The sequence below is a fragment of the Prochlorococcus marinus XMU1405 genome (genome assembly GCF_017696275.1).
GTDB lineage: Bacteria > Cyanobacteriota > Cyanobacteriia > PCC-6307 > Cyanobiaceae > Prochlorococcus_A > Prochlorococcus_A marinus_AB.
This window is the reverse complement of sequence record NZ_JAAORF010000002.1, coordinates 221,118-241,663: the sequence shown is the minus strand read 5'-3', so window position 1 is coordinate 241,663 and position 20,546 is coordinate 221,118. Positions and strand designations below refer to the sequence as shown.

At 28.6% G+C, this 20,546-nt stretch carries 18 protein-coding genes; 6 read left to right on the top strand and 12 right to left on the bottom strand.

Annotation, left to right across the window (positions count from 1 at the left end):
• Window positions 1–46: 46 nt before the first annotated feature.
• The gene (locus HA148_RS04805) at window positions 47–673 is read left to right on the top strand and encodes a cofactor assembly of complex C subunit B (protein ID WP_209130682.1); all 627 of its coding nucleotides are present in this window, start codon (window positions 47–49) and stop codon (window positions 671–673) included.
• Here HA148_RS04805 and lptC read toward each other — a convergent pair.
• The 5 genes from lptC to rpmG form a co-directional block, all read right to left on the bottom strand.
• Entirely contained in the window at window positions 670–1,293 is a 624-nt protein-coding gene (gene lptC / locus HA148_RS04800) for an LPS export ABC transporter periplasmic protein LptC (protein ID WP_245152018.1), read from the bottom strand. The genes HA148_RS04805 and lptC overlap by 4 nt on opposite strands.
• Complete coding sequence (gene metG / locus HA148_RS04795; protein WP_209130679.1) at window positions 1,277–2,821, bottom strand: methionine--tRNA ligase; 1,545 nt, start codon at window positions 2,819–2,821, stop codon at window positions 1,277–1,279. Before metG ends, lptC begins: the two co-directional genes overlap by 17 nt.
• A 68-nt stretch (window positions 2,822–2,889) precedes the next feature.
• Entirely contained in the window at window positions 2,890–4,074 is a 1,185-nt protein-coding gene (locus HA148_RS04790) for a ribonuclease catalytic domain-containing protein (protein WP_209130677.1), read from the bottom strand.
• Between the two features lie 45 nt (window positions 4,075–4,119).
• Window positions 4,120–4,341 (bottom strand): 30S ribosomal protein S18, encoded by a 222-nt coding sequence (gene rpsR, locus HA148_RS04785; protein ID WP_002806014.1) that lies wholly within the window; start codon window positions 4,339–4,341, stop codon window positions 4,120–4,122.
• A 17-nt stretch (window positions 4,342–4,358) separates the two neighbouring features.
• Window positions 4,359–4,553: a 50S ribosomal protein L33 gene (gene rpmG, locus HA148_RS04780; RefSeq protein WP_002805540.1), complete on the bottom strand. Its 195-nt coding sequence runs from the start codon at window positions 4,551–4,553 to the stop codon at window positions 4,359–4,361.
• A gap of 101 nt (window positions 4,554–4,654) precedes the next feature.
• Between rpmG and pheT the strand changes: the two genes are divergently transcribed.
• Both pheT and HA148_RS04770 read left to right on the top strand, forming a co-directional pair.
• Complete coding sequence (gene pheT, locus HA148_RS04775) at window positions 4,655–7,099, top strand: phenylalanine--tRNA ligase subunit beta (RefSeq protein ID WP_209130675.1); 2,445 nt, start codon at window positions 4,655–4,657, stop codon at window positions 7,097–7,099.
• A 105-nt stretch (window positions 7,100–7,204) separates the two neighbouring features.
• On the top strand, window positions 7,205–7,453 hold the full coding sequence (locus HA148_RS04770; RefSeq protein ID WP_209130673.1) for a hypothetical protein: 249 nt from the start codon (window positions 7,205–7,207) through the stop codon (window positions 7,451–7,453).
• Window positions 7,454–8,044: 591 nt separating this feature from the next.
• Here the strand turns inward: HA148_RS04770 and HA148_RS04765 are convergent.
• Window positions 8,045–9,055 (bottom strand): molecular chaperone DnaJ, encoded by a 1,011-nt coding sequence (locus HA148_RS04765; RefSeq protein WP_209130671.1) that lies wholly within the window; start codon window positions 9,053–9,055, stop codon window positions 8,045–8,047.
• 146 nt (window positions 9,056–9,201) lie between these two features.
• On the opposite strand from HA148_RS04765, the gene HA148_RS04760 reads away from it, so the two are divergent.
• Window positions 9,202–9,381, top strand: a complete 180-nt coding sequence (locus tag HA148_RS04760; RefSeq protein ID WP_209130669.1) for a hypothetical protein — start codon at window positions 9,202–9,204, stop codon at window positions 9,379–9,381.
• Window positions 9,382–9,384: 3 nt separating this feature from the next.
• On the opposite strand, the gene HA148_RS04755 is transcribed toward HA148_RS04760, so the two are convergent.
• Together HA148_RS04755 and HA148_RS04750 are read right to left on the bottom strand one after the other, a co-directional pair.
• Entirely contained in the window at window positions 9,385–10,215 is an 831-nt protein-coding gene (locus HA148_RS04755; protein WP_209130667.1) for a DUF4922 domain-containing protein, read from the bottom strand.
• A 48-nt stretch (window positions 10,216–10,263) separates the two neighbouring features.
• Complete coding sequence (locus HA148_RS04750; RefSeq protein ID WP_209130665.1) at window positions 10,264–10,647, bottom strand: DUF2237 family protein; 384 nt, start codon at window positions 10,645–10,647, stop codon at window positions 10,264–10,266.
• 99 nt (window positions 10,648–10,746) lie between these two features.
• Here HA148_RS04750 and HA148_RS04745 point away from each other — a divergent pair, with 99 nt between their 5' ends.
• A complete protein-coding gene (locus HA148_RS04745) occupies window positions 10,747–10,965 on the top strand; it encodes a hypothetical protein (RefSeq protein ID WP_209130663.1) in 219 nt (72 codons plus the stop codon).
• 9 nt (window positions 10,966–10,974) lie between these two features.
• Here HA148_RS04745 and metH read toward each other — a convergent pair whose 3' ends face one another.
• Together metH and HA148_RS04735 are read right to left on the bottom strand one after the other, a co-directional pair.
• Window positions 10,975–14,541, bottom strand: coding sequence for a methionine synthase (gene metH / locus HA148_RS04740; RefSeq protein WP_209130661.1), 3,567 nt, complete (start codon window positions 14,539–14,541; stop codon window positions 10,975–10,977).
• Between the two features lie 18 nt (window positions 14,542–14,559).
• Window positions 14,560–15,474 carry a branched-chain amino acid transaminase gene (locus HA148_RS04735; RefSeq protein ID WP_209130659.1) on the bottom strand — a complete coding sequence of 305 codons (915 nt, stop codon included), beginning with the start codon at window positions 15,472–15,474 and terminating at the stop codon, window positions 14,560–14,562.
• Between the two features lie 72 nt (window positions 15,475–15,546).
• Between HA148_RS04735 and cobN the strand changes: the two genes are divergently transcribed.
• Entirely contained in the window at window positions 15,547–19,284 is a 3,738-nt protein-coding gene (gene cobN / locus HA148_RS04730) for a cobaltochelatase subunit CobN (protein WP_209130657.1), read from the top strand.
• A 1-nt stretch (window position 19,285) separates the two neighbouring features.
• On the opposite strand, the gene HA148_RS04725 is transcribed toward cobN, so the two are convergent.
• A complete protein-coding gene (locus HA148_RS04725) occupies window positions 19,286–19,933 on the bottom strand; it encodes a PHP domain-containing protein (protein ID WP_209130655.1) in 648 nt (215 codons plus the stop codon).
• Window positions 19,926–20,492 carry a protoporphyrinogen oxidase HemJ gene (hemJ, locus tag HA148_RS04720; protein ID WP_209130653.1) on the bottom strand — a complete coding sequence of 189 codons (567 nt, stop codon included), beginning with the start codon at window positions 20,490–20,492 and terminating at the stop codon, window positions 19,926–19,928. The genes HA148_RS04725 and hemJ overlap by 8 nt, the downstream gene beginning before the upstream one ends.
• Window positions 20,493–20,546 lie beyond the last annotated feature (54 nt).

Here is a 20,546-nt window from a genome sequence, read left to right as displayed (position 1 = left end):
TAATATAATATTTGCATAATTTAAATAGAAATAACATATTTAAAATATGGGATTCAATGGGAAATCATTAATATCAGTCGGTCTAATACTCTTTATTTTTCAGATAGCAAATTTCATTTCAATAGAAACAATCACTCCTGAGCTTGAAAGAGCACAAGTGTTAGCTGCAATAGCTTCGTTAATTGTTATTTTGATAGGTTTTTTATTTAAACAATTCCAACCAATGGCTGGTGAGAAAGCTGTCTTAAAAGGAGAAAATAACTTTCTCTTCGATAGAAACATGCCGGATGAAGTTATTGATGAACTTGCATGGGGTTCTGAAGCGATATTAACTTCTACAGCAGCAGCAGCAATATTAATCCACAATGATGGCGTTAATATATTGAGGAGGGGTATCACTTCAAGTAATGATTTTAAACCTGGGGAAACTTGTCTGAGATCTATTAAAGATATGAAGTTAATATCATTGGCAAACACTAAATTTTATCCTGGAAGAGATGAATTTTATAATTTTTGTGCTGAAATTCCATCTATTTTAGTTGTACCTATAAATAATAAGGCTTTCATATTGATTGGAGGCTGGAGTGCTAAGTGTTTTACGAAGTCTGATGAAAAATGGATTAATAACTGGTCCAAAAAAATTAATAATATTTTTTCAAAAAATAAAATTTAAAAATATATTATTGATTTAACTCTTTTATCTTTTGCTTCAAAGCTTACTGATTCAGTATTTAAATTATAGAAAGCATTTTCTGAGTTTATTTCATATTTATTTTCTTTATTTTCATCTTTAATTATGTATTTTACTGGATTGAAAAATTCAATTATGTTATCTGAACTCAATATGGCTTTTCCTGAATTTAAGATGATATTTTGATTTTCAAATCTTATATTTCCCTCTAATAGATAGTCAGTATTTTCTATATTCCAAATAAAATTATCAGCATTTAAAATATCCTCATTCTTTTTTAAAGTTTTTAATTTAACATTCCCTTTCAATTTCAAGAGTTTATTGTTGTCTGATAATGTTGATTCTTCTGAACTAATAATATATTTAGTTTCTTTCCCATTAAGTATATTAATAATAGGTTTTTTTAATTCGAATTTTAATTCAATATTGTCATAACTTGAATTTGGACTGATAATAGAATATATTTTATCTCCACTTTTAGAGAAAATAGTCATATCTAAACTGTCTATTTTTTGTATAACTTTATTTTCATCAATTATATTTGGGGCGCAACCAAGCATAAATAATGGAAGAAAAATTATTAATCTATAATTTTTGCTCATACTCAAGTTTATTTATGATTGGAGTGGGTTTAGGAAGACTCGAGTTGCTAACTAATAATCCCCAAATTAATTGTTTTTTCCAAGGAATTTCCTCTCTGTATATAGAGCCAAGTTGTTCATTAATTTTTGTAGATAATTCGGGCAATAAAGGTAGTAATAATAATCCTATTATTCGGGTACTTTCTAAAACGTTATAAATAATTTCTTTAACAAGAAGTAGATTATCTTTCTCTTTTATTAGCAGCCATGGCTGATTATCATTCAAATACAAATTTGTATTAATTGCTAGGCTAAGTACTTCATTAGCTGCTAAATCTAATTTGTAGTTATCAAAGTTATAAATATAGTTTTCAACTGCAATTTTGGCAAAATTCTCTAATTTATTTTCACTTAAAATTTTTTCATTATTTGGCACTTTATTATCAAACCATTTTCTAGACATAGATGATGTTCTATTTAATAAATTACCAATTGTATTAGCTAAGTCATTATTGATGATGTCAACAAATCTTTTATCTTGAAAATCTCCATCATTTCCTAGTGATATGTCTTTAATGAGGTACCACCTTACAGGATCATTTCCATATTTTGTAAGCAATAAATTAGGGTCGAGTACATTTCCTAAGCTTTTACCCATTTTTTGCCCTTCTCTTGTAAGAAATCCGTGCCCAAAAACCTTTTTAGGAACTTTCATTTTGGCTGAAATGAGCATTGCAGGCCAATATACAGCATGGAATCTCAGAATATCTTTACCAATTAAATGAACATCAGCTGGCCATCCTCCATTAATTGATTTTTCTAATGAATGTTCTGTCGCATCAGAACTAATGGCACTTACATATCCTAGTAAAGCATCAAACCACACATAAAAGGTATGGTTATCGTAACCAGGGACTGGAATTCCCCATGTAACATTTGTTCTTGAAATTGAAAAATCCTTTAAACCTCTAGAAACAAAATTAATAATTTCATTCTTTCTTTCTATTGGCTCTATAAAAGAAGGTTCGTTGACTATTTTCTCGATTTCTTTTTGATATTTTGAAAGCCTAAAAAAGAGGTTCTCTTCATTTTTCCATTCTAGATTTTTTTGATGTATTGGACACTTGTATGTTGATGAGTTTTCTGGATTATCTTTAAATTCTTCACAACCTACACAATACCAACCTTTTTGAACTCCCATATAGATATCATCTGATGCTTTTACTCTTTCATAAAATTCATTAACAACAAATTCATGATTTTTTGAGCTTGTTCTTATAAATTTGTCAAAGGATATATTCCAATCTTTCCAATTATTATTAAAGACTTTTGAGATTTCATCACAATGTGATTTTGGTTCAATACCCTTTTCATTAGCTGTTCGTTGTATTTTTAAACCATGTTCATCAACACCAGTGATGAAAATAACATCTTCACCTGCAAGTCTTTTATACCTAGCTATTGAGTCACAAATTATTGTTGTATATACACTTCCTAAATGAGGTTTGTCATTAACATAGTATAAAGGTGTAGTAATGACAAAAGTCATAAAGCTTTTTTATTAATACTAACAGATATTTTTTAAACTAATTACAACTCATTATATTTATTATCTTATTAATAAATAAATTCTAAAAGATTACTATCATTTATAATATATTTAACTTTATATATTTTATTACTATATATTTCTATTGATACAAAAAGAGTAATAAGTATTTCTAGTGAATAATCTGGAAAATAAACCAATGCAATATTTTTTTTATGATTAATCCACTTAACGAATATTATTTTATAAAAAGCTTTTTTTTCATTCTTAAAAAATAATGTTAAATACTTAAATTTATCATTTTTATATATATTATTATTCTCTGATTGTCTATTTTTTGAATAATCAATAATCTTAGAGACTGAATCTTTACTTAGAACTTCGTAATTATTAATTTTGTTATAGACTTGCCTTTGTATAATTAAATCAAGATATCTTCTCAATGGTGATGTACATTGTAAATACATTTTAAGACCTAATGATTCATGCATTCCTGGCTTAGTAGTTATGTAACTTCTTCCCATATATTGTTTTAATATTATATATTTAATATCACTATCATTATATCTATTAAGTATTTCAGATGGATTGCAGTTTATTTTTTGAATCCTAAATGGAGCCGTTAAATCATATTTATCTATAAATAAACTTGTTACATAACCCATTAATATCATTGATTCTGCAACTATAATTTGTGATATTGTTTTCTCTAATTTAGTTAGTATAATCTTATCCTCATATAAATTAATTTTACTATTAGGACTTTCAAAAATAATTGCTCCTTGTTTCTTTCTGAATGTAATACTTTTTTCTAATAAATTTTTAATCTCAATTAATTCTATTTCTTCTTTGGGTTCTATTTCTAATATTTCATTTGCATCTTCATATGTTAATTGATATTTTGGTTTTATTATTGCTTCTGATATTTCATATTTATTTATTGATCCATCGTCATTGAATTCTATTGCTGCACTAATAGTTTCTGAAACTTTATTTTGAGCTAGATTTGCCTTTTCTAGAATATCCTTAGGGAGCATTGGTACATATTGATCAATTAAATATAAACTGCTATTTCTCTTTCTTGCATTTAAATCAACATTAGAGTCATGCAAAAAGAGTTTGCATGGATTACTAATATGTATCCATAAATTTTTTTTATTTCCTTCTTTTATTTCTAATGAAATAGCGTCATCAACCTCATGTGGATCATCAGAGTCAATAATATATGTTTTTAAATTAGTTAAATCTTTCAAATATTTGAAATATTAATTATAGTTCCAACTATATTCAATATGAAATTATCCTTCAGGATTTACGAAGGGTAAAAGAGCTACAATTCTGGCTCTCTTTACAGCTAATGTGAGATCTCTTTGTTGCTTAGAGGTTAAACCTGTCATTCTTCTTGGTAGGATTTTGCCCCTCTCAGTTATGAATTTTTTTAGTAGTTCTACATCCTTATAGTCAATAGGATCACCTGGTTTGATAGGTGATAATTGTTTTTTAAAAATTGAATTAGGCATGATTTAATTTGATTTGATTACTTAATTTCTTTGTGAATTGTCATTCTGTTTAAATGAGGATTAAACTTTTTTAGTTCTAATCTTTCGGTTGTATTTCTACGATTCTTCTCAGTAGTATATCTTGAGACACCATTTGATCTCTTAGGATCTGTGCTTGTCCTAGCTTCAGTACATTCCAGGGTAACTACAACTCTTGTACCTTTTTTGGCCATTTTAATTAATACTTTATTGTATAATTTTCTATTGTACATCTTCAACAAACTTTTTTGAAGATATACTCATTTCTTTTATCATCATTGATTAAAAAATATATATGAAAGTTTCTCAAAATTGGTTGAAAAATTTAGTAGAAATTACTTCTACTCCTGAAGATCTTTCTGAGAAATTGTCTATTGGTGGATTTGAGGTTGAATCATTAGAAGATTGTTCAAAAAATGTAAATGGTGTTGTTTTAGGTAAGGTATTATCTGTTTTAAAACAAGAAGGATCTGACAAACTTTCAATTTGCCAGGTCGATATTGGTAATTCGAAGAATTTACAAATTATCTGTGGTGCACGCAATATTAAACCGAATATTTATGTTTATGTTGCTACTGTCGGCGCAACATTAAATGCAGTTGATTTAACTATTAAAAGAAGTGAAATTAGAGGTGTCATGAGTGAAGGAATGATATGTTCACTGCAGGAACTGGGTTTAGAGGCCTCTAGCGAAGGGATAGAGATCATTGATGATGATTTGGCTCTAAAACATGAATTGGGCACTCCAGCGTCCGACTTGCTTCAGTTAAATGATTTTATATATGATTTAGCTATTACGGCTAATAGACCTGATGGAATGTCTGTTGTAGGTATAGCCCGTGAAATTTCTGCCCTTTTAGAATCCACCTTAAATTTTCCAGAAATAAATCATAAATACAATATTCATTTACTTAAGGCAATTAAACTTTGTCCAGAGGCTATAGAATCTAATTGCATTTATACAATAAGCTGCGTTGATGGAGTAAATGGAGAGAAATTATCGCCAAATTGGCTTAAAGACCGTATAGAAAAATCAGGTATAAAATCTATTAATCTTCTAGTTGATTTGACAAATTATATTCTTTTAGAACAAGGTCAACCTTTGCATGCGTTTGATAAAGATAAACTTTCAAACTTAATTGGTAAGGAAGTTTCTCCAGAAGATTTCTCTGTAAGAAAAGGCAAGGATAACGAAAGCCTTATTTGCTTAGATGGTAAAGAATATGTCTTAAATGACAATATCACAGTTATTACTTGTTGTGATAAACCGGTAGCTATTGCAGGCGTAATAGGAGGTTTAGAGACTTCTGTAAGTAATACTACCGCATCTATTTACCTTGAAGGCGCTGTTTTTAATCCAGTTACTATAAGAAAATCTTCCAAGGCGGTTGGCATAAGAACAGAATCTAGCAGCAGGTATGAAAAAGGGATTTCATCAAAAAATACAATAAGTGCAGTAACAAGGGCAATTAATCTTTTAGAAGAATATTTTTCTATTAACTCACCAATCATCAATACTTCAAATTTAGAAGAAAATGAGGATGTATTAATTAAACTAAGGAGAAATCGAATACATAAAATTCTTGGTCCAATAATAATTAACGATCAATTTGAAAAAAGAAATTTATCTGATAATGAAATAGTTGATAAATTAACACTCATAGGTTGTACATTAAAGAATAAAGAATATGGCTGGGATGTAGCAGTAATTCCCAATAGATCAAATGATTTAATAAGAGAAATAGATTTAATTGAAGAAATTGCGAGATTAATAGGGTATGACAGATTTGACTTAAACCTTCCTAATCCAATTAAGCCTGGAAAATTGTCATCAGAACAGTTGGCATTGAGAAAAGTAAAAAATGGTTTCACAGAAAATGGTTTTAACGAGGTACTAAGCTACTCTCTTGTTCCAGAAGATAATGAAAAACTTATAAAGATTTCTAATCCTTTGTTATTAGATACTAGTTGCTTAAGAGATAATATATGGGAAGAACATTTGGAGATTTTAAATCGTAATATAAAAGCAGGACAAACGAGTTGTTATATATTTGAAATTGGAAATGTTTTTCAAAAGAAAACTGATTTCATTCAAGAAGAAGTCCTTAACGGTGCGATTTATGGAAATAGAAAATTTGGAAAATGGATAAATTCGAATAAGGATAACGATCTTAATTATTACCAGGCCAGGGGAAAGTTAAAGGAGGCTTTATCAACTTTGAATATAAAAATAGAGGATAAACCTACTTATTCAATTGATTTTCTTCATCCAGGAAGAACAGCAAAATTATTTATTGAAGGGAAAGATGTAGGTTATTTTGGTGAAATACATCCCAAACTAATTTTAGAAAAGAAGTCGTTAAAAAAAGTATATTTATTTAAAATAAATGTCTCTAACCTTTTGGGAGCTAGTACAAGAAAAAATAAATGGGTTCCAATATATAAGCAATACCCAATTGTTCCTAAAATGGAAAGGGATATAAATTTTGTTTTCAGTAAGAAATTTTTAATTAGCGAAATAACATCACAGATAAGAAAGATAGGAAAAAATCTCTTAGAAGATGTAAGTTTAATTGATGTTTTTGAAGATACTAAATTTGGAGATGATCAAATAAGTTATACATTTAGGTTATCTTATAGAGATAAAGATAAAACATTACTGGACTCTGACATTACATCAATACATTCAAATATCATATCTAGTGTTGAAAAATGTTTTAAAACTAAAATGAGGAATTAGCTGTATTACTAATCTTATGTTAGACTTTAAATGAGTCTAAATATTATTCTTATATAAGATAAGTAATAATCCTATAAATCTAATTAATGTTGTATTATAGATTGCATGATCAATTTGCTTTCTCTATTACTTTCTTCGGTGCTTTGGGTACAAGTCCCTCAGTGGTCAGATGATTGGTCAAAATGTGCGGTCGACGTTCCAGACACTTCTTGTCATTGGTACATAACTTCACCTGATAACACTTTTGGTGAAGGGTTTGACTGGGCAAGCGCCCCTTGGTTTGACGCAAACGGCTTAAGCGATGTTCCTAGTATCGATAAACAAACAGCTATTGAAAAGCTTCAAAGTAAGTAGTACTGTCTATAAGGCAGTACTGTAAAACATAAAAGCCCCTCATAGATTGACTTTCTAGCCCTTATTAATTTCTTGGACATTGAAAGGACACAGTTTATTGATTTATTATTCAATTTTTATTTTTCCTAGGTAATAAACAGTTTGGGTATGATTCATCCAAGTTGATAAACTGATTTGTCTTATTTATCTATTTTGAGACTTTATAGTAGACTTATGATAAGTCTCATATAAGAAGTACTATACAAAGAAATTCTTATTTTTTAAAAGTGTTTTTTTTGATTTTATTTATACATAATTATTGTGTTCATAAATTTGAATAAAAATAATTGTTAAAAATAGAAATTTAAAATTAACATTTATCTTAGATGAGACTATATAGTAGACCTATAATAAGTCTCATATAAGAAGTACTATACAAAGAAATTCATATTTTTTAAAAGTATATTTTTTAAATTTCATTTATACATAATTGTTTTTCCATAAATATGAATAAAAAAATAAATGATGAAAATAATAAATTTTTATTTTTCATCTATCTTATATGAGACTATTTATTAGACTTAGTAGTAGTCTTATCTGAGAATTAGTATACTAATTTCTATATAGATTTTTTAGCAATTGATACGCTTCATTTAATTTTCTCATTTGATCAGTTGATCCTCCAGCATCTGGATGCGTCTCTAAGGCTATTGATTTATAGGCCTCCCTAATTTTACAGAACGTATGAGCGGATCCTGCGGATGTTGATAAATTTAATAATTTAAGTGCGCCATGTACTGTCATTGTTGAGTCCAAAGTTTCAAATGAATTTGATCTATTTTTTCGCTTAAATCTACTTACAAACCTTCTCATAAGTGTTGGTATTCTATTTATCAGATCTGATGTAGCAAAAGGGTCTTCTAAAACGCCAATCATTAATAAAACAATTTCAAGAGATGGATTTTTCTTTATCCAAAATGGGCATAATTCTGTCATTAATTTATTGGCTGCATTCCACGTAAAGGGTAGATTTTCAGTTCCTTCAAGATTTGGCCATATATCCCTTTCAAACCAATCCATCGAAGCTTCTACTACATTGTCATTAGGAACTGATCCATATAAGGTTTTCCAATGACTAATTAACTCAATTCGACATTTTAATAATTCTGTTTCCTTAATTGTATTAATTTGAATATCATTAATATTCTCCTTTAATTTTTCAATATTAATACTTCTTCTTAGATTCTTTACTTTTTTTTCAACAAAATTGGGAAGATTTATGTTTGAGTTGGCTTTTTCTTTATATTGATTGTTATTTGTAAATTTTTCATTCAAAGATATCTCATTAACTTCTTTTTTTACGTCTGATTTAATTAATACCAATGCAGTATCATCATCAATATTTAAATTTTCATTATTATTATTCTCGTTAAAGTCTATTTCTTGCTGTTGGTTCTTAGGTAGTAAATCATCTTCTTGAAGAAGTTCTTTAAGTATCTTTTCTATTACAGGTCCTCTTGCTCTAAATCCCCACTCTTTTCGTAATTGATCAAACCTGGAAATTAGATCCTCAGGTAAATCAATTGAAATTCTTTTTGTATTTGAATTTTCAGGAATATTCAATAATATTTTCTTGAATAATATGGAATTTATTTAATTTTATTCAAAAAAAATTGAAAGTCCATACGGAACATTGTTTTTAAATTAAAACCAATTTATTTTTATGTCACAAGTCAATTAAGTATCTTTTTATAATAAATAAAAAAAAAATGTTTAATTGTTATTTCAAGTCATCTAAAGAAAAAAAGAGTTTTTATCAACATAAGAAATTAGAAATGCTCAATTATATTAAGGATTCACTTGAACGTAAAATTGCCTCTGTAACAGCATCTATAGAAGTTCTAGAAAGCCAAATAAGTAGGGATGAGGAAGTTGAATTAACTAACTAGTATTCAAACAAAACTTTCTAGAAGTTTTTCAGGGCCAAATTTCTTTAAATAATTAATATTTGAATTTTCAGTTACTAATAGATATCCTGCAAATCCTAAACCGTTAATACTGAAACCATGAATATGATCATTTTTTCTTTTTATAATAGCGATCCATTTATTAGTTATTAAAATATTGTAAGGATATATAGGTTTCTTATCACTTATAGGTTCCCCAAGTCCTAATTTCTTGCATAATTCTAAGTAAAATTCAAAAAGACATGATGGATTTTCTGAAAAATTAAATTTGGATACGATAATATTTTTTTTAAGTTTACTATCTAGATCTTGACATGAGTTCATCTCTAAAAACCACTTTTCTCTAGGACATGATATCTCACCTTTAGATCTACGCAGAAGTTGAAAATGCCTGTGAGGTTGACTTGCTCCCGCAATTGGAGAACTATTGAAAAACCATAATCCACTAGTATCTTTATTAACTTGTTGAATCGCTCTCCAATCTTTAATATCTAACCATCCATTTTGAGGTTTCCATTTATTTGTAATAAGTAAAATATGACCTTTTTGTACAGGGTACTTATTTAATATTAGTTGATGATTATCTCCAATTTTATCAATTTCTAGTATCTTTTCCCAAGGACAAAATGGATTTTGCTTAGGACCATAAATTTTTTTTTTATTAAATTTTGAAGTATCGAGTTTCCTAATTATGAAGTCGTCTTTTTCATATAAATCTCTTGTAATAATATCAGTTGTGAGAGGATACAATGATTCATCATCAATTGATAATCGAGTTTGTTCTAGTGCTTTTTTCCAATATATTTCTAAACTCATTTAAAAAAATTTATCATTATCATTTTAAAAAAAATATTAAACTTGTAATTACTTTTTATTAAATTGATATTCTTTCAATTTTTCCAGAGGTACTGATTCTAAAACTACAATATTAGTTGATTCTAATATGACTTTTGGTGCAAGACCGTCTAATAATGCTTGCTTCCACCTATCTAGACAAATACACCAATGATCACCATCCTTTAGTCCTGGAAAGGAATAAATAGGCATGGGAGTTATTAAATCATTACCTTGTGATTTACTATATTTCAGGAAATTATCATCCATTACACAACATATGGAATGATTCCCTCCATCATTTTTGTCATAGTGACAAAATCCATTCCTGAACCATCCTGTCATAGGTGCGCAACTACAAATCTCAATTTCTTCTCCAAGGACATTTAACTGATTTTGATTATTTATGGTCATAGATTTTTTTAATAATAATAAAACACCAACAATTCTTTAAAAAAGGTTGACGAGTATGGGGGGTAAGGAGGTAATAATTCTAATAAGGTTTTTTTCATTATGGATTGGGACTTTACTGAAAACATTGCATTTAAAGCTCTTTATGAAGCTTTTAAAGATAGTGATGAAACTTCCGCATTAGAATTTTTATCTAGTGATGGTGCTTCATATTATCTTGAGTTAACACAGGATGCCGCTGGTGAGGGAATTGATCTGGGTGATAATGAAACGATGGAAGAACTACAGGAAGAAATTATTGAATATTTAGAAAACAACTAAAAATTTAGCTTAGGCGCTGAAATATTTAGCTTTTGAGTGTAGTGAAATGATAGCTGTAGTACTTTGTTCTGGATGAAGTTGTTCAGATTCATCCATGGTCAAGTTTATTCTTTTTGCATCCAACAATGATAATTGTATGTTTGAATCAGATACTTTTGGACATGCAGGATAACCAAAAGAATATCTAGCTCCTCTATATTTTTGAGCTAGTATTTCTCTATTTTTGTCTGGTTCTTCAGACCTAAAACCACATTCAATACGAATTAATGCATGGACATACTCAGCTAGAGCTTCTGCTAATTGCACTGTAAGTCCATGGAATAACAAATAATCGCTATATTTATCTTCTTTAAATAATTTTTGAGAATATTCACTAGCAATATCGCCCATGGTTACTGCCTGCATAGGAAATATATCTATCGGTTTATCATTTTTTAAATCACAATAAAAATCAGCTATGCATAAATTATTCCCAGATTTTTGTCGTGGAAAATTAAATTGGGAAATTTTATTTAATGATTTCTCATCAAATAAGAAAATACTATTATCTTTTCTCCCGCAACTGAAATATCCATAAACTGCTTTGGGTGATATGAGTTTTTTCTCTATAATTATCTCTAACCATTTATCTAGCAATGGTTTAGCATATGAATCCAAATAGTTATTGTATTCATCTACGCTTTGGTTTTTTCCTTTTTTTATTTGCCATTGCCCGCTAAATAGAGCTTTTGTATCTAAATAAAATATTAGCTTATTTAAATCTATATCAACATCTTTCAAGACTTTCGTTCCCAAGAATGGGGCTTTAATTGGATCTTCTTCATTTATAAATTTTGATCTTATAAAATTTTCTTTTAAATTTAATTTGGAACTCTCGGTATATGTGGATATTGATTTATTAGCAGCTAGAGAGTTGGATTTTGATGAGGCTAAATTAATATTTATACCCTCATTGTTAATGAACCCCTCTGTATTTGACCAATTACCTTTTTTCTTATTATCCATATATTCATTCATAAATTTGAGATCAGTGAACGCATCTTTTCCGTACAATATTTTCCCTTTATATATTTTGCTGCAGTCCTCATTTACAAATTTTGGGGTTAAGGCTGCGCCTCCTAATATTACTGGTACACTAATATTTTCATTGTTAAAAGCCTCTAAATTATCTTTCATAAAAGCAGTTGATTTAACAAGTAATCCGCTCATAGCGATGCAATCTGCATTGTGCTTTTTTTGTGCATCTATAATTGCTGAAACATCTTGCTTTATTCCTAGATTTATTACGTCATAACCATTATTTGTAAGAATTATATCTACCAAATTTTTTCCTATATCATGTACATCGCCTTTGACAGTAGCAATTAAGAGTTTTCCATTTGATATGTTTTCATCTACAGTTTCCATATATGGTTCTAAAATTGAAACAGCAAATTTCATTGTTTCAGCGGATTGGAGTACAAATGGCAATTGCATTTGACCTGAGCCAAATAAATCTCCTACAACTTTCATCCCATCTAGTAAAAAGGTATTAATTATTTCAAGAGGTTTATATTTTTTTAACGCTTTATTTAATTGATCCTCTAATCCTATTTTTTCTCCATCAATAATATGATTTTTCAGACTTTCTTCAAGAGTTAGGTTTTTATTTTCTGAAGATGCTTTTTTGAAATCTTGAATAGATAAATCTTGAAAAGCCTTTGTTAATTCTACTAATGGATCATAAATACAAATATCATCTTCAAACTTTCTTTTATCATAAATCAAATCTAAGCAAAGCTTTTTAGTTTCTTCAGAAATTTTTGATAATGGCAAAATTTTATTTGGTGCGATGATAGCAGAATCTAATCCTGCTTTAATGCATTCATCTAAAAATATTGAGTTTAGATTAATTCTTGATAATGGTGAAAGACCAAAACTAATGTTTGATATCCCAAGTATGATATGAATATCTGGGAAATTTTCACGAATTTTTAATATAGAACTAATAGTTTCTTTAGCGTTTAATCTATCTTCTTCTATCCCTGTAGATATTGGCAGAGCTAATGGATCAAAAAATAGCTCATAATCTGACAAACCACATTCTCTTGTTCTATTAATCGCTCGTTGGACAATCTTATATTTTTTTTCTGAATTCCTGGCCATTCCATCTTCATCAATTGTTCCGACAACAAGACCTGAACCATACCCTAAGGCTAAATTTAGAACTTGATCAAACCTTTCATTGCCATCTTCGTAATTGGTTGAATTTATTATACATTTACCACCAGCTGACTTTAATCCACTTTCCATTTTGTCAGCATCTGTAGAGTCAATCATTAATGGTAAATTTATATTGGTAACTAGTCTTGAAGTTATTTCTTTCATATCTTTCACTCCGTCTCTACCTACATAATCGACATTTACATCAAGAACGTGAGCATTTTCTTTTTGTTGTTGCTTGGCAATTGCAACTAAGCCATCCCAATCGTCGTTATTTAATAACTCCCTTACCTTTTTCGATCCACTTGCATTTAATCTTTCTCCTACTATCAAAATTGAATTGTCTTGTTTATATGGCACAGAGTTATATATTGATGAGGCAGATGGAATAAAACCGCTTGAATTTTTCTTACCATTGTTGTTAGTCCTTTCATTATCAATAATTTCATCGATTATTGAAGACAGGTATTTTATATGTTCAGGTGTTGTCCCACAACATCCACCTATTAGTTGAACATTAAAGTCATATATAAAATTCATTAACTGCATCTTTAATTCTATTGGCTTTAATCTATAGTGAGCTACACCACCAACATTTTCAGGAAGACCTGCATTGGGAATACAGCTTATAGCGAAGGGAGAATTTTCAGACAAATATTTAATATGTTCCTTCATTTGCTCAGGACCAGTTGCACAATTAAGTCCAAGGATATCTATATTAAATGGCTCTAATATTGTTAATGCAGAAGCAATATCAGAACCAACAAGCATAGTACCTGTTGTTTCCATTGTTATAGATACCATTAAAGGTATATCTATATTTTTACTTTCAAGAATTTCTTTTGATGCTAATAAGGCAGATTTAATTTGTAAAACATCCTGACAAGTTTCAATCAAAAGAAGATCAACCCCTCCATCTATAAGACCATAAATTTGTTCTTTATATGTTTTCTTTAATTCATCAAATTCTATATGTCCTAAGGTAGGTAATTTAGTTGTTGGCCCAATTGAGCCTGCTACAAACCTTGGTTTATCAACTGATGAGTATTTGGCAGCAGCTTTTTTTGCTATAAATGCCGCATTTTTATTTATCTCATAAGCTTTATGCGCAATATCATATTCATCAAGAACTATTGATGAGGCTCCAAATGTATTAGTTTCTATAACATGACAACCTGCTTCTAAAAATGAATTATGAACCTTCTCAACTACCTCTGGCGATGATAAAACAAGGTTTTCATTACATCCCTCTAATTCTTTTCCTCCAAAGTCATCTGCATTAAGATTTAAGTTCTGAAAAGATGTTCCAGTACCTCCGTCAAAAATAATTAATGGTTTTTCATCTCTATTTAGATAAGTTCTGAAAGATTCCATTTTTAGGTAAAAATTAATTTATTTCAGTGAAATTCTTGTTACCCAATTATCATAGTCTTGAGAACGACCTTCTGTTATTTCTATAAGCTTACTTTTTAATTTATTCATTATTGGTCTTTCAACATTTAATTCAGTTGATTCAATTTTTTTAACTGGTGTAATTTTTGCTGCTGTGCCAGTTAGAAAAACTTCATCTGCTATTAATAATTCTGTTTTATCAACAGGCCTCTCAATTACATTTATTCCAAATGATTTTGCTAATTCAATTACACTAGCTCTAGTAATCCCCTCAAGGATATCTTGATCAACACCAGGAGTGATTAAGTCTCCATTCCTTACAATAAATAAATTCATACCACTAGCTTCGCTTACCTTACCACTTGAATTTAATAGCAGGGCTTCATCAAAACCCGATAAACTAGCTTCTGTTTTGGCTAATGAACTAGTAATATATGCTCCACTTATTTTTCCTCTTAAGGGGAGAGATCTATCTTCTTGTCTTGTCCAACTACTCATTCTACAAGAAACACCATCTGGGGATAGATAATCTCCTAGTTCAATACAATAAATAAAGAAATCTGTTTCAATATTGTGTAACCTTGGCGCTATACCTAAATCGCTTGTATATACAAATGGTCTTATATAAATAGGTTTTTCTGGCTTGTTTCTTTTTATAACTTCTTCTAAGGCTTTAAAAATATATTCTTCAGAAATTTCAGTTAAGAGTAATTTTGCACTTTGAGATAATCTTTTTATATGTTTATCAGTTCTAAACAAAAGTAATTCTTCTTTGTTTATTGGGTTAGGTATCGCTCGCATTCCTCCAAATGCAGCAGTACCATAATGTAGTGCATGAGTAGCTATTGATATTTTTGCTTCTTTAAATGGAATACATTTACCTTCGAACCAGGCGTATGGAAGAAATTCATGCATATTTAATTTATTTAATTAAGGTAAACTTGTTTTATCCTACTTAAGTATTCTAAACCTTATTTATATATAAAAATGCACAGGATATTAAATATAGCAGGAAATGAAAAGAATAAGGATGATTTAATTGAGCAACCAGCTGCAGATTTTATTTTTATAACAAGTGTCAAGGCTGATTTAAATCTTATATCAAACTTATTGCTAGAAAAAGAATTTGCTTCATTAAAAAATAATATAAGAGCTTTAGAAATTTCTAATTTAAATTCCTCAGCCCAAATAGATAATTATTTATTAAAAACAATAAATTATGCAAAAGTTGTCGTACTTAGAATATTTGGAGATAAAGGTACATGGAACTATGGAATTGAACAACTTTTAAATTGGCAAGCAGTTAATAAAAAAAGGAAGTTAGTAATCCTATCAGGTACCATTGAACAGGAAATTTCCTTATGTGAAATAGGTAGTATAGATAAAAATATTGCATTAAATATTTCTAGATTACTAAGATCTGGAGGACTGGATAATTATAGAAAGTTTCTTAATTGTTTAAATTATTTAGTTTTAGATGAAAAATTAATTCCTGATGATTTTCTCAATATTACTTTTTATGCAGATCCCTATTTATATGATTGGAAAAATGAAAAAGGCGAAAAGATAGGAATAATATCCTATAAATCACTTTTTTTGGCTAATGAAATTGAAGTAAACGATAAACTTAATTTACAATTAAGAAAATGCGGATTATCTCCTAAAACATTTTTTATTTCAACACTAAAAGATCATATTATTCAGAAGAAATTAATAGACATTTTTAAAAAAGAAGATATTAAACTAATAATTACCACAACTTCATTTTCTTCATCTCAAATCAAAAATAACGATTTAATTGAAAATTCAACAAATATTTTTACTTCTCTTAAAATTCCAATTTTACAACTTCTTTCTTCTAATAGATCAAGAAAAAAGTGGTTAAATTCTTCTATTGGAATGAATTCATCTGATTTATTAATGCAAATAATTATTCCCGAATTTGATGGAAGAATTACTACCTGTCCTTCAGCATTTAAAGAAATAATTTCTAAGAAAAATACACTATATAGTGAAATAACCAGTTACAAAGCCGATCAATTAGGTATTCAATGGATTTCAAAATTTGCAACAAATTATGTGAAACTTCAGAAACTTAATAATTTTGATAAAAGAATTTGTTTAGTAATAAGTAATTATCCAGTAAAGAACGGAAGAATCGGTAATGGAGTTGGTCTAAATACACCATCTTCAATAATAAATATTCTTAATTGGTTAAAAGAAGAAGGTTATGACCTTGGATCTTGTAATTATCCTCAAGATTCTTCGGAATTAATGTCAATGCTTATAAAAACTAGAACTAATGATATTGAATCTCAAAATAATAAACCATTAGATTACTTACCACTTAGTGAATATTTAAAATATTGGAATTATTTAGAACTTGATCCCAAAAATATTATTGTTAGTCGTTGGGGTAAACCATCTGATGCGATTGATCTAGATAATAAAGGCTTCTCAATAAATGGTATTAGATTTGGAAAAATAACATTATTGATTCAACCTCAACGAGGTTATGACGCTTTCACTGATAGAGATATTCATTCTCCTGATCTTCCACCTCCCCATAGATATTTAGCACAATATTTTTGGATTGAAAAAGTTTTTAATGCAAATGCTATGTGCCATATTGGTAAGCATGGGACTGTTGAATGGTTACCTGGTAAATCTATTGGTCTCAGCAATAAATGTTTTCCAAATATTATTTGTCCAGCAATACCAAACATTTATCCCTTTATCGTAAATGATCCTGGAGAAGGATCCCAAGCTAAAAGAAGAACTGCTGCAACAATTATTGATCATTTAACCCCTCCTTTGGATAGGTCAGAATTATTTGGAAAATATTCAATATTAGAAAATTATTTAGACGAATATTTTGAAGCAAAATTATTAAATTCTAATCGGATTGAAATAATAGAAAAATCCATTTTTGAATTAATCAAAAAAGATTTTAGCGAAATTACTTTAAAGAATAAAAATAATCAAATAGAAGAAATTGATTCCTTTCTTTGCAAAATTAAAGAATCTCAAATTAGGACAGGTTTGCATATTTTTGGCAATAGGCAGAATGACATTAATGAAATAAATTTATTCTTGTGTATTGCTAGAGTACCAAATGCCAATCGAATTGGTGTTATTCAATATATAGCAAAACATTTAAAACTAGATTTGAATCCTTGGACAAATCAATATGATCAAATGTTAAGTGAAAAGGATAAAAAAATATTATTGACTTTTTCCAACAAAAACATTTTAAACTTTAGAATGGCTATTGATTTTTTGGAACAACAAGCAAAGTATTTAATATATTTGTTTTTTTACAAAAAGAATACCAATATCAAAAATCTAGAAAAATTTAAAAATCAAAAAATAATAGACTATTTCTTTAATGAAAAAGAACATAATAAGTATTTTTTATTATTAAAAAAAGAGATTCTATATCCAATCATTAATTCTTCATATAATGAGAAATTATCATTTATTAATTCATTAAATGGACAATATGTAAAAAGTGGTCCATCTGGAGCCCCTACGAGAGGTAAAACTGAAACTTTACCCACTGGTAAAAATTTCTTTTCAGTTGATTCGAGAGGACTGCCAACTGAATCAGCATGGAGTGTTGGTTGTCAGTCCGCTTCTCAAATAATTGATTTATACAAACAAGATAATGGAGAAGATTTAAAAAAAATAGCAATATCTGTATGGGCAACATCCACAATGAGAAATGGTGGTGAAGACATTTGTCAAATACTATATTTATTAGGAGTACAGCCTATTTGGGATGGGCCTTCAAGAAGAGTAGTTGATCTAGAAATCATTCCTTTATCTGTTCTCGAAAGACCAAGGGTTGATGTTACTTTAAGGATTTCGGGAATGTTTAGAGATGCATTTCCACAGTTAGTTAAATTAACTTCTAAAGCAATAAATCTTGTTTCTAATCTTAATGAGGATGATAAATTTAACCCTCTTGCTGATGCATTAAGGGATGGTGATTCAATTAATCGTATATTTGGGTCAGCGCCAGGTTCATATGGAGCTGGTCTGCAAGAACTAATTTCAAATTCTAATTGGGAAAATATTGATGATTTTGGAGAATCTTTTCTTAATTGGAGTAAGTGGATTTACAGTGATAATCTTGAACCTATAGAGGATAAAAAATCATTAGAAAATGCTCTTAAAAATGTGCAGTTAGTTGTTCATAACCAAGATAATAAGGAACATGATATTTTAGATTCTGATGATTATTATCAGTTTCAGGGAGGATTATCTTCAGCAGTAAAAAAATTGAGCGGTAAATTACCTGAAATGTATCATGGTGATTTATCAAAATTTGGATTATCTAAAATTTCAAAATTACAAGATGAAATTAATAAAGTTGTTATATCAAGAATACTTAACCCTAAATGGATAAATGGAATGATGGATAATGGTTATAAAGGAGCGTTTGAATTTTCAGCTACACTAGATTACTTATATGCTTTTGATGCTTCAACTGAAGTAGTCTCAGATTGGTGTTATGAGGAAGTTTATAAATCATGGTTATGCGATCTGGATCTTAGGAATTTCTTTCTAGAGAATAATCCATGGGCTTTAAGAGATATTGCACAAAGATTTCTTGAAATTGCCAATAGAAAAATGTGGAATAATTGTTCATCAGATGTCATTGAAAATTTAAAGAACATAATTATTAATACTGATTCAATAATTGAAAAAAACGAATTCTGAATTATCTACCTAATAGCGAAAGTCCATGACTATCTGTTCCGCATGTTTTTAGCATTGAATATTTATTTGCTAATTTATCTATTTCTGAACATACAAATAAACTAGGATTCCATAGTTCATTAAGTTCATAATCGTACCAAACCTCTATTCCATCAATACCTTGTATTTTGGCCTCTGGAATTAATTTATAAAAGGGAATCCTGTATCTGGCTGGATGTGCAAGAAATGATAAACCACCAGCTAAATTTATTGCTTTAATAACAGATTTAATATTTAAATCATTACCTATTGGAGACTCCCCAAGGATGTAGGGATTTAGGTATTTACTTTTTATATCTATTCCCAAGCCAATTACATGTACTAAACATCCTAGAATCAAACAATTAATTTCTATTCCCGAAATTAATGTAAAAGAATCTTTAGGATAATTTTTGAGTATATTATTTTTTTTTATATATTCATGAGCTTTAATTGTATGATGATCGGTTATTGATAAAAATTTCAAGTTATTTTTATAAGCTTGTTCTAAAAGTTCATATGGTTCTAGACTTCCATCACTAAATTTTGTATGACAGTGAAAATTAATATTTTTAGGACAACTATTTTTATTAATATTGGAAGTTAATTTTATTAAGTCTTCCCTATTCATTACTTAATGAATTCTCATTTTGCTTTCTAATCTTTGCATATAATTGTATAGAAGCCAACATGAAAATAATTAGTCCAACTACGCTCCATGTAGCAACACTAGTTGGAAAATTATTTTTAAAAATAACTAAAAGTACAATTATAAATAATAATAAAGTAGGCAATTCATTTAATAATCTAAGGTTTTTTGCTGAAACGGTTGAAGTACCATTTTGTAATGAATTCATTATTTTATAACAATAAGAATGATAAATTACTAATGCTAAAACAAAAGAAATTTTAATTTGCAACCACTTCTCACTTAACCAACTTGGTTGCATTATAACCATGCATATAGCCATACTTAAAGCTAATATCATCCCAGGTGTTGTGATTATATTCGCCAGCCTTTTTTCCATCAAGGTGTATTGTTTATTAAAGGCAATTTTTAATTCATTATCCATATTTTTAGATTCTTCATGATATATAAAAAGTCTTACTAAATAAAAAAGTCCCGCGAACCAAACGATTACACCCATAATGTGAAGTGATTTAAACCAGAGATATGCTTCAGCTGCCAAATTACTAGATTAATTTAAAAATATATATTTTTAATATAGTTATATTTAACAATA